Origin of the sequence: Aerococcus sp. HMSC10H05, assembly GCF_001806975.1 — a bacterium.
In the GTDB taxonomy this organism is placed as follows: Bacteria; Bacillota; Bacilli; order Lactobacillales; family Aerococcaceae; genus Aerococcus; species Aerococcus viridans_B.
Genome location: NZ_KV786989.1, coordinates 52,417 through 62,705, shown reverse-complemented (window position 1 = coordinate 62,705; position 10,289 = coordinate 52,417). Strand labels below are relative to the sequence as shown.

14 protein-coding genes are annotated in these 10,289 nt (G+C 37.5%); 10 read left to right on the top strand and 4 right to left on the bottom strand.

Annotated features, from left to right (window positions below; all coding sequences use genetic code 11):
- Positions 1-79: 79 nt before the first annotated feature.
- Positions 80-502: a hypothetical protein gene (locus HMPREF3116_RS05825; protein WP_070468281.1), complete on the bottom strand. Its 423-nt coding sequence runs from the start codon at positions 500-502 to the stop codon at positions 80-82.
- 212 nt (positions 503-714) lie between these two features.
- Positions 715-1,140, bottom strand: coding sequence for a hypothetical protein (locus tag HMPREF3116_RS05820; protein ID WP_070468276.1), 426 nt, complete (start codon positions 1,138-1,140; stop codon positions 715-717).
- A 21-nt stretch (positions 1,141-1,161) separates the two neighbouring features.
- On the opposite strand from HMPREF3116_RS05820, the gene HMPREF3116_RS08990 reads away from it, so the two are divergent.
- The 7 genes from HMPREF3116_RS08990 (at position 1,162) to HMPREF3116_RS05790 (ending at position 5,766) form a co-directional block, all read left to right on the top strand.
- The gene (locus HMPREF3116_RS08990) at positions 1,162-1,317 is read left to right on the top strand and encodes a hypothetical protein (RefSeq protein ID WP_168125802.1); all 156 of its coding nucleotides are present in this window, start codon (positions 1,162-1,164) and stop codon (positions 1,315-1,317) included.
- Between the two features lie 363 nt (positions 1,318-1,680).
- Positions 1,681-1,878 carry a hypothetical protein gene (locus tag HMPREF3116_RS05815; RefSeq protein WP_070468275.1) on the top strand — a complete coding sequence of 66 codons (198 nt, stop codon included), beginning with the start codon at positions 1,681-1,683 and terminating at the stop codon, positions 1,876-1,878.
- Between the two features lie 283 nt (positions 1,879-2,161).
- A complete protein-coding gene (locus tag HMPREF3116_RS05810) occupies positions 2,162-2,407 on the top strand; it encodes an AbrB/MazE/SpoVT family DNA-binding domain-containing protein (protein ID WP_070468273.1) in 246 nt (81 codons plus the stop codon).
- Positions 2,401-2,733: a type II toxin-antitoxin system PemK/MazF family toxin gene (locus HMPREF3116_RS05805; RefSeq protein WP_070468271.1), complete on the top strand. Its 333-nt coding sequence runs from the start codon at positions 2,401-2,403 to the stop codon at positions 2,731-2,733. The genes HMPREF3116_RS05810 and HMPREF3116_RS05805 overlap by 7 nt, the downstream gene beginning before the upstream one ends.
- Positions 2,734-3,535: 802 nt before the next feature.
- On the top strand, positions 3,536-4,063 hold the full coding sequence (locus HMPREF3116_RS05800; protein WP_070468269.1) for an NAD(P)-dependent oxidoreductase: 528 nt from the start codon (positions 3,536-3,538) through the stop codon (positions 4,061-4,063).
- A 78-nt stretch (positions 4,064-4,141) separates the two neighbouring features.
- Positions 4,142-4,723, top strand: a complete 582-nt coding sequence (locus HMPREF3116_RS05795; RefSeq protein ID WP_070468267.1) for a YdcF family protein — start codon at positions 4,142-4,144, stop codon at positions 4,721-4,723.
- A gap of 215 nt (positions 4,724-4,938) precedes the next feature.
- Positions 4,939-5,766 carry an exodeoxyribonuclease III gene (locus HMPREF3116_RS05790; RefSeq protein ID WP_070468265.1) on the top strand — a complete coding sequence of 276 codons (828 nt, stop codon included), beginning with the start codon at positions 4,939-4,941 and terminating at the stop codon, positions 5,764-5,766.
- A gap of 81 nt (positions 5,767-5,847) precedes the next feature.
- Here the strand turns inward: HMPREF3116_RS05790 and HMPREF3116_RS05785 are convergent, their stop codons facing one another.
- Entirely contained in the window at positions 5,848-6,669 is an 822-nt protein-coding gene (locus HMPREF3116_RS05785; protein ID WP_070468263.1) for a hypothetical protein, read from the bottom strand.
- Between the two features lie 297 nt (positions 6,670-6,966).
- Between HMPREF3116_RS05785 and HMPREF3116_RS05780 the strand changes: the two genes are divergently transcribed.
- Complete coding sequence (locus HMPREF3116_RS05780) at positions 6,967-7,506, top strand: sigma-70 RNA polymerase sigma factor region 4 domain-containing protein (RefSeq protein ID WP_070468261.1); 540 nt, start codon at positions 6,967-6,969, stop codon at positions 7,504-7,506.
- A gap of 8 nt (positions 7,507-7,514) precedes the next feature.
- Positions 7,515-8,093 (top strand): N-acetylmuramoyl-L-alanine amidase, encoded by a 579-nt coding sequence (locus HMPREF3116_RS05775; protein WP_070468259.1) that lies wholly within the window; start codon positions 7,515-7,517, stop codon positions 8,091-8,093.
- 117 nt (positions 8,094-8,210) lie between these two features.
- Here the strand turns inward: HMPREF3116_RS05775 and HMPREF3116_RS05770 are convergent, their stop codons facing one another.
- Entirely contained in the window at positions 8,211-9,032 is an 822-nt protein-coding gene (locus tag HMPREF3116_RS05770; protein WP_070468257.1) for a MetQ/NlpA family ABC transporter substrate-binding protein, read from the bottom strand.
- Positions 9,033-9,249: 217 nt separating this feature from the next.
- On the opposite strand from HMPREF3116_RS05770, the gene HMPREF3116_RS05765 reads away from it, so the two are divergent.
- Positions 9,250-10,257 (top strand): MsnO8 family LLM class oxidoreductase, encoded by a 1,008-nt coding sequence (locus HMPREF3116_RS05765; protein WP_070468255.1) that lies wholly within the window; start codon positions 9,250-9,252, stop codon positions 10,255-10,257.
- The last annotated feature ends 32 nt before the right edge of the window (positions 10,258-10,289 follow it).

Genomic DNA, 10,289 nt, shown 5'->3' with positions numbered 1-10,289 from the left:
CCTAAGAATTTCCCACCAACACTATTTATCATGAAACTGAATACTGTTGTAGAACCATCATATTAAAATAATTGTTATTTTACGGTGCATCTGTGAGTGTCCACTTTATAGTAGTTGTATAGGGTTTGTAGTACTCAACATTTTGTTCGATTGGATTTAATTGTAATAATAAACCACTATCTTTATTCCAGGTTAGGAAAGTTTCATTTGGTCCATTTTTATCTTGTTGGTAGATCAGTACTTCTTCGGTGAAAGAAGCAGATTTTCCATTTTCCTTAAATACTAGACCGTTCTCAATAGTATCTCCGTTAGCTGTTGATAGTGGTGTTGTCTCCTTAGCGGTAAGTTTCCAAGCTGTCCCCTTCGTATTGATAACTTTTATTTGCCAATTTGGATCTTCTCTTGGGATGGTCATTAATGTATCCTCTGTAGCTACTTGTTTGAATTTCAATTGGTCAGGCACGTTGAATGAAAGACGGTTCCCTTGAACAGTGATTATCATATCCTCACTTGTATGACCGTAATTATCAGATACCGTAACGATTATTTCTGAACCAACTTTATATGGGGCAAACTTACCTAAATCTATATGAAATTTACCAGTTGCTTCATTAACGGTCGTACGTCATTTGTTGTTGAAAGAATCAGATGCTGTTACGGTAAGTCTTGGCTCTGCCGTTCCCCTTAAAGTCACAACAGTATCGGTTAATTTGTCTACTGTTGGTTGATCGATACCAGTAATAGGGGATATGGATATTTTTTAAAGCTAGAAAGGCTATGTGTGGCTAAGAAAGACGTTAAATCTTGTCCATGGAAATGACTATTGTCTGAATGAGCACGCGAAGAGTTAGCATCCAAAGCAATAGTATTTTTATTATCTTGTACAAAACCTATACTAGCTTGATAAATTCTTGGAAAGCTGACAGTGTTACCTGCAGAGTCTTCGAGTGCTAATTTATTGCCATCTGGAAAGAATTCTAGCGTACCTTCCATCGAGATTAGGGGACCTGGCGTTCGTCTACGATTGTTTTCAATATTTAAGCTAGCACCCTCAGATAGCTTAATAGAAGATTGCTCACTGGATAAGTGAATAAGTGGTTGCCTATCAATTGTTCGACCACCTCCTGCAATCGCCTTCAACTTAGCGTTAAATAAGCAAATGTGGATGGAACTGGTGAAGAAAATAAGAGTGTCACTTTAACAGTTCCAGCAGCTGTAGCCACTGAAGGAAAACATAAAGGGCCAACTACTTGGACTTTATATAATACACCAGATGGAACCGAACAAGAGCCATTGAATGATTCACAATCATCTTGATCGTTAAGTTAAAGTGTTAGGAAGGTTCATATTTTGAAAAGTATAAATAACATATTATTATTTCTTCATTTTTTTAACGAAGAATGTAGAGGCAACCGAAGGTGAAAGTGTTGGGTATTCGGTACAGGCAATACTACCTGATGCACAACGTGATACAGGAGCGACTTATTTTGACTTGTTGGTAGAACCGAAATAGATTTTGGTGATGTAGATATTGAAGCTGAGGTCTATAAAGAAAACCAACCTGATGAAGTGTTTAAAACGGCTTCGATTGAAAGTGGGCAATTTGCCCCTAACTCTACTCTGGAATTTGTGATTGATTGAGAAAATCAATACTTAGAACTAGGCGATTATCTCTTAAAGTTGACCGCAATTGATGGAAATCAGAAATGGACCTGGGACGAACCTTTCACAATTACCGATGAACAAGGAAAAATCTCTGAGGATGCAGTTGAACTGGAAGAGAATACCTGGTTAACACCGCAATTATTTATCGGTGTTGTAGTGGTATTATTGATCATCATTGTAGTATTATTATATACAAATAGAAATAAATCATAATAAGAACGTAAAGTCCCCCTTAAAGTTAGACTAAAAACCTAACTTTAAGGGGGCTCTACACATTTACCAATAATGAACTAGAGTCTGTTGCACTACCGGTCCACACAGCTACTAAAGAAGATGATGAAGTACGAAGTTTTGACGAATCTGGATACTTTTAATAAGACATCTTCACGATGTCTTATTAAAATTTATAGTCGGTAGCAAAAGAACGAAGTGAATATGCTTCACAATGTATATACAAAGTGATACAATAATTTAAAAGAGATAAGGAGTGTTGCATATGCCTTTAACAGTAAGCAAGTGGGGAAATAGTTCTGCTATACGATTACCTAAACAGCTTGTAGAAGAAATGGACTTATCAATTAACGATCAGTTAGATTACCATATATCTGGCAATCAATTAATTATAGAAAGAAGAACTGAAGTACCCTATCTAACAGTCGATGACCTATTCAAAGATTATGATGGTGAGCCAGTTAATGTGAAACCAGTATTATTCGAAAGTATAGGAAAAGAACAATGGTAAAAGTGAAGCAAGGTTCTATTATTAAAATTAATTTAGACCCCAAGCAAGGTCATGAACAACAAGGGTATAGGCCTTATATTTGTTTGAGTCATGGCGTTGTAACTAAGTATTCGAATATCGCTATTTTTGCACCAGTTAGTAACACGAAAAGGGATTATCCATTTTATGTTCAATTAGAGGATACAAAAACGATAGGCAAAGTTATGCTAGACCAATTAGTTACAATTGACTTTAATGCAAGAGACTATCGATATGTAGAAGATGTACCTGAAGACTTGTTAATAGATTTACTAGCAAGAGTAAACGTAATATTTCGGAAAGAATAAATGATGATGATATTAAAAAAATCCTCTGAAGGAGACACCCTTATAAGGAACCCTAAAAGTTAGACTAATTTTATGAGAGTTGACGAATTGGTCAGCTCTCTTCTTTTTATAATAGTTGTACTTAATTTCTGTTGGCCACTTTACTTCTTATAAATTTAAAGTTGTTGTCTTTTACTATATATATTGAAAAATGATGGGACTGATTCGAGACGCTTCTTGAAAGAATGCCTAAAATGACTTTAATTCATTACTCAGATAAGAGTTATTGATTAATTCAAGATACCCTATGTTTTTTTTTGCCCTGCACTTCCCTATGTACCATCACTCTACCAACAAAATATCATTGTACTGAATAAATTACGTTTAGATGATATAAATGCTTATTTGATAAGTAATACTGTATCAATACGAAAAGGGCTATCTTTCTAGCTATATTTAAGACTATAATGTAAGGGGGTTACAAGAGCTACATAGCCATAATAATAACACTATGATTGCGAGTAAGTTTATACCTATATCTTCGAAACTTGGGAAGCTTGTCTTAATATGAATAGTCAAACTGCTTAGCTACTATTTTTGACCATAACGCCATTTCAAAATTTCGTTTCATATCCACGATTATGAAGAGAAAAAGTGCAAAGCGTATGTTATTGTTATGTTGTATTTTTAGACAGTTTAAATTTTTATGGGATATCTGCATGTTTGTTGAAATATCGCATATGCTTGTGGGTTTTATTGATTGGAAGATCGATAGCTGTTGGTGAGTGGCGTCTATATTTATAAGGGAATTTTGGTGGAGAAAATGAATAAAGTAGCAATTATCGGTGCAACGAATATGATAGGGCGTCAGGCGGTAGAACAATTTTCTATGGCGGGCTATGAAGTGATCGCTGTACATGATGAAGATGTTGTGGTACCAGATTTACCTGGTGTGGAATATATTTTTATTCAACTGGGGGATACAGCGATGATTGAAGATATCTTGGAGCAATCGCGGATAGTGATATTGCAGGTAATTACAGAAGTTTGTGATATGCAAAAACTTATCCATCATGAGGAACACTTATTGAATATTATTGATATCTGTGAAGACCTACCAATAGATGAGTTTTGCTATACGGTAGCGAGTGCTGAACATCCAGATGAAATTGATTTTGAAATGAAGCAAGTACAAAAGCGGTTAAAAGTATATATTGAGGATGCTGACTTAAATCAACAACCTCTCGATATGTTTAAATATGAAGACCAATTTAATGAAATCATTCAAAGGGATACTGCCTCACTTGCTAAGAAACATAATAATACGATTATGTTTGATTTTGGAAAATAATACTTTACTTTTCATCCGGTAAGTCCCCTGTGGTAAGATAAGACAAAAGGAAAATGCTTAACAAAATGGGGAATGCAGATGAAAGGAAATAATGTTGTGCGACTTTTGGGCTTTCTTGCTGGTATCAGCATTGCTATTGGGTTAGTTTGTTTGATCACCATTAGTAACCTCATTGTTGATGAGGAACCGAAAGTATCAGATATTATTGTTGTGCCAGAAGGGGCTAGTGAGCGGGCTGGTGAAGCAGTTGATTTGCTTAAAGCCGGTTATTCACGTTCAGGAAAAATTATCGTAAGTCCACTAACCCAGTCAAATTATGATTTTTACGTGGGGGCAGGTGCACCAAGTGATGCTTTAATTAACGAAGCAAATGCGACGTCTACCTATACCAACGCACGAAATACCTTGAAGATGATGGAAGAAATGGGTTATAATTCAGCCATCATTACGTCATCTGACTACCATATGTTACGGACCAAAATGATTTATGAACGCCAAAATCGCCATTACGACTTTGATTTAACTTATGTCGCGACCTACCATGATGTTGATGGCGAGGAAGTGACTTGGTGGCAAGCCAATCGTCAAGCCGGTTTTAAAGAAATTAAGAAATTTTGGGGCTACATGTTCTTTTTATACCATTGGGTAGATGAAGACTAGTTAGTCAACAGCAAGTCATCCGGATAGGGTGGCTTTTTTCATAGTCTTCAATTCTCAAAATAAGTGCAATATCTAAAAAGAAAAAATCTGTCTAGTAAATCGATTTTAAATTATTATACTGAATAGTCTTTAACTAACGCCTTCCGCCATCTCATTTCGGTTATGTTTGTGGTTATGCTAAAATATAGTCATCATATGAGTAAAGGGGTTTAATGATGAAGTTAATTTCATGGAATATTGATTCTTTAAATGCGGCCTTAACTGGTGCGTCTCCACGCGCAGAACTATCACGTGAGGTTTTAAAGATGATTCGTGAACATCAACCAGATGTGATTGCGATTCAAGAAACGAAATTATCGGCGAAGGGACCTACGAAAAAGCACCTTGAGATAATGACAGCGAATGTGCCGGATTATGAGATTCAGTGGGTGTCTAGTGTTGAGCCTGCCCGTAAAGGTTATGCTGGTACCATGTTCTTGTACAAGAAAGACTATACGCCAGAAGTCACTTTCCCACAAATTGGGGCACCGACGACGATGGATTACGAAGGTCGTATGATTACATTAGAGTTTCCTGATTTCTATGTGACCAATGTCTATACACCAAATGCAGGATCTGCTTTAGCACGTTTAGAAGACCGACAAGTTTGGGATGTGCAATATGCAGATTATTTGGCAGACTTAGATGCGAAGAAACCTGTATTGGCTTGTGGTGACTTTAATGTTGCCCATACAGAAATTGACTTGGCACACCCTAAAAATAATCATTTTTCAGCTGGTTTTACCGATGAAGAACGTGCGGGCTTCACCAACTTATTAAACCGCGGCTTCACCGATACTTTCCGTCTGATCCACGGTGATGTTGAAGGGGTTTATACTTGGTGGGCACAACGTGTGAAAACAAGTAAAATCAACAATTCTGGATGGAGAATTGATTATTGGCTAGTGAGTGACCGGATTGCGGATAAAGTCCAAAAATCTGAAATGTTGGATTCTGGTACCCGACAAGACCATACACCGATTTTGTTAGAAATCGATATCTAATGACATAGTTGAAATAATGATTAGGCTGAGCGAGTGATAGCTCAGCCTTTTTTCAATACCCATAATGCATAAAGGGTTTGCTTAATGCACTTGGTTCATCCCTCTTTGAATTCTCCGTATCTTATTCTGGGTGCTTTTATTCGCGATTTTCATTAATTTGTCGGCCCCAAAGAGATAGTGAAGTATATTGATGAAAAGTTGGTAAACAGTATCTAGCTGCCCGAAGTTTTCGTAAGCTTTAATAGGTTGGTAATCCGATTCACTCACCAAATATTGTTCATTCTCTAGTGGGTGGTTAGTAAAATGTTGCCGGTGATTGAATAAATTCAATTGACTATAAAAGGCCATTTGATTAAAGAAATGAAGTTGCTGTTTTCGGAAGGTAGCGTAAATAGCCATTTTTTCGCTTAAATATCTACACTTTAGTTGGATTTTATACTTAAAGTGGTTGTCTACTTCAATCCAGGTATTCTTCTTGCACTGGGCGTCTGCATAGTATATTTGGATATTATGTAAGGCTAAGATATGGTTGACATCTTGTTGGTCATCAAAGCGTTGGAAGGCGAACTTACCTAAGGTAACGGGTAACCGCTTATAACTATCTAAGATATGCCCATGGGATTGATTAAAATAAGTAGCGAGAAAACCGTATTGGTCGTGCCAGTTTCTTAACAGACTCATAGGATCTAACTCACTGATACCAAAACTTTGATCTGTAAAGAGAATAATCGTCTTAAAGGGGAGGTTAAATTCAGATACATTGTATAATAGCGACATATTTTGGAGTAATTGATTAAATTGACGGGGCTCACCAAAGGTTGCTTTTTCAATTAACGTGTTGAGATAGTCTGGCCAATTGCATTTCGCTGGGACTGTTTCAAGTTTGTTGTTATATGCTGTCATTTTCTACCACCTCTAAACTTTTTTGCTTATCTTATTTATAGCATTGTATTTATTTTTAATAAACAGTATATTTTGTTTCATTTGAAAAATGTTTGTTTTATATCAAACGAGTAATAATTTATGGGTATTTAACGGATTTTACGTAATGTTTTTAATTTTTAAATGATAATTCTGCCTAAAAATATGAGGTAATCAGCGTGACATGGGCTTGCCTTTTTCTGAGTAATAAACGTATTTTAAGTTACCTGCAGGTGATGATAAGAAACTTTAGATTCGTTGAGGGAGGAATGGACGTTTATGTTTGATCAGTATCGGTATCCGGAGTTGTTGGACCAGTATCATGGCGTGATTGTGCATGTCTTGAATCGGTATCATGTGGATGTGTATAAGTCTTATTATGATGATGTATACCAGATCGCACAGATTGCTTTGTATCAGGCAGCGGAGGATTTTGACGGAGACCCGCTAAGTGAAGCTGATCGTTACCGGTTTGTCGCTTATGTGAAGCGCGTGATGGGATGGCGGGTTTTGGATGAGTTGCGTAAGCATACGCGTTTGAGTGGTCAGGAGTTTTCAACCATGGATGAGTGGGTATTTGAAGCTGGTTTAGGTGAAGGGGAAACGATTGAAGTCACGGCAGATATTCAGCACTTTCTAGCTGAGGCGGCGAAAATACTCCGTTACCGTGATTTGGATTTTCTCTACCAAGTGATTGCTTGTCAGGGGAAGACTAAACTATTACTTGAAATTTACCCGATTTCTCGCCAAGCGATTTACAATAAGAAACGCAATTTGATGGATAAACTACAGTCTATTCGCCATTTATTGGTGGGTTAGGAGGCAATATGAAAGCAACAACATTTAAAGAATATAAAGGACTTTTGATTGCATTTGGTCATGGGAACGGGGATCCAGGCGCTGTTTCAGGTAGTTATACAGAAGCAGAAATGGTACGGAAGTTGAAGCCCTATATTGAAAAGTGGGCCAAAAAAGCAGGCATTAAAGTAGCCTTTTATATGGATAATCTTTACCAACATGCATCGGACATGAAGACTTATGCGGATTGGGTGGTCGTTGAATTGCATATGGACGCAGCGGCTAAACCGCAAACTGGTGGTCATGTGATTATTCATGCTGATTATGTAACGGATGCCATGGACGATAACTTCATCGCCATGATTCAAAAGCATTTTGGCCTCGTAACTCGTGATCGTTTAGGCTTATCTAAGAGAGGGGACTTGTTAAACTGTAATAATGCGCGTCGTTGGGGGATTAACTACCGGTTATTGGAATTATTCTTCCTTGCAGATGCAACCGACCGCAATTACTATTTAGCGAATTTAGACTTAGTCGCTAAAAATATGGTGGAAGCTGTTATTGGCGTCCAAATTGCTGATGATACTGTTTGTCAGTGTACTTGTTAGTATATGGTCATAATATGTAGAAAAATAACTAAAGTAATTTAAATCAACATAAAAGAAAAGCCATCGTGGTAGGGGATGAATCCTTACCAAGATGGCTTTTTTGTATCAATTTATCATCTATTGATTTTCTTCAGGGATAATCCAAAATTCAGTCCCAATTTCTTCATTACGGTCCATTACTGCTTGGTTGAAGTCTTCTGATTGGTAGATAGCTTTAATATCTTCTACCCAAGCTTGGTCCATTTTATCTGCAGTGGTAATAGCTTCAAGTAGTAAACCATCGATAGGTTCTTCTGTCACTAGACGAGATTCTAAATCCATGCCTGCATCATAAGCGATTGAACCAGCAACTAAAGCATAAGAAACATCTTGGATTGCTGGTGGAATAGCAGCACCTTGCATTTCGACAATTTCAATGCCTACATGATTTTTTTGAATATCATCGGCGGTTACTTTGGCTGGTTCAACGTTTGGATCTAATGTAATCCAACCAAGGTCTTGCATCAATAATAAACCGCGCATCATAGAAACTGTACCATTACCGATAGCGATGGTATCTCCTTCTTCAACGTCTTCTAAACGGTCTTTTTGTCCTGGATAAATAGCAGCCGGTACAGTTGGAATACGGACAATTTGTTCAAAGTTAGCGTCCAAAGTGTCATTATAGCTTTCAGTGTTTAACCGGTTACCATCCACGTTGATATCTGCTTCGCCTTCATCAACAGCTATCATGGCTTGGCGTAGTTCAGAAAATTGAATTTCTTCAACGGTATAGCCCTGTTCTTCTAATCTTGGTGCCACTTCTTCCATAAAGAGAATGGAGTAAGGGCCAGGTGAGGTGGCAACTTTGATGGTTTGTGCGTCTTCAGTATTTTGACCACAAGCTGCAAGCACCAAGCTGATGAAAGCCAGTCCAAGATAACGTAAATATTTTTTCATTTTTCTACCTCCCAAAAGGGTTTTTTATTCATTGTCTTAAACATATCACATATGGGGAGCAAGAGAGATACGATATGCTTAAAAGGGATTACTAGTTGGCGATCATTACTGATAGCACACGTGATCCTTTCATTTTTTGTAAATCTAATTGGGCAGTTTATTCTTATTTTACATATGGTAAAATAGGATTATTGAATTCAGTAAGAGGAGTGACAAAATGTCTTTAGGGATCGGTATTTTAGATTTTATACCTCGGGATAAAAATACATCGGTATTGGAATCCTTTGAGCAGTCCATCCAATTGGCTAAATTGGCGGATGAAAAGGGCTTGGACCGGTACTGGTTAACGGAACACCATTCAACGCCAGCTGTCCTATCTTCAACACCCCAGTTATTATTAGCACGTTATGGTGCAGCAACCAAACAGATTAAGTTAGGTACAGGTGCGGTGATTATCAATAACTCCACCCCTTATCAAATTGCAGAGAACTATATGGTGCTTGAAGCAATGTATCCTGGACGTGTTGAAGCAGGGGTCGGCCATTCTATGCCAAAAGAAGTGACCCGTCAGGAATCATTAGGGATGCAGATTAACCGCGGACTTGATTATGAAAAGACGGTTTCACAAATTGCCGGTTTACTTTATGATGATTTATCATCTGAAGATGAAATGCATGGTCTACGTGTCATGCCAGCTTACTTTGATGCCGTGACGCCACTTTATACCATGTTAGGTTCACGCCGTAATGCCAAGTTTATCGCCGAAAAAGGCTTAGGTATGGTATTTGGCTTATTCTTTTCTGGTGATTTAGAAGAGTGTATTGAAACCATTAAAATCTACCGGGAAAACTTCAAACCTTCAAAAGGCATGTCAAAACCATCAGCATTAGTAGCTACCTATGCAGTTACGTCTACTAAACGTAATGTAAAGGAAGCGTTGAATTATGCTTTAAATGACTGGATCGATGCGCTGGATGATGATAAGCGGGCATATTTAGAGTTGATGGAGGTTTCTGAAGCGAGAGATTTTGTCACAATAAGTGACCCGAATGAAGAAGATAGATATGCGTCAAGAAAAGTATATGGTACGCCTAAACAGGTAGAAATGCAGTTACGTCGGTTGAAAGAAGCAACCAATGCCGATGGTTTCTTAATTGCCAACCAATTATCAGGATTTGCTAACCGACGCGCTTTGATTGAAATATTGAGTCAGATGAACATTTAATGCATCTGGTTTGAGATTTTTTTCATTCATAT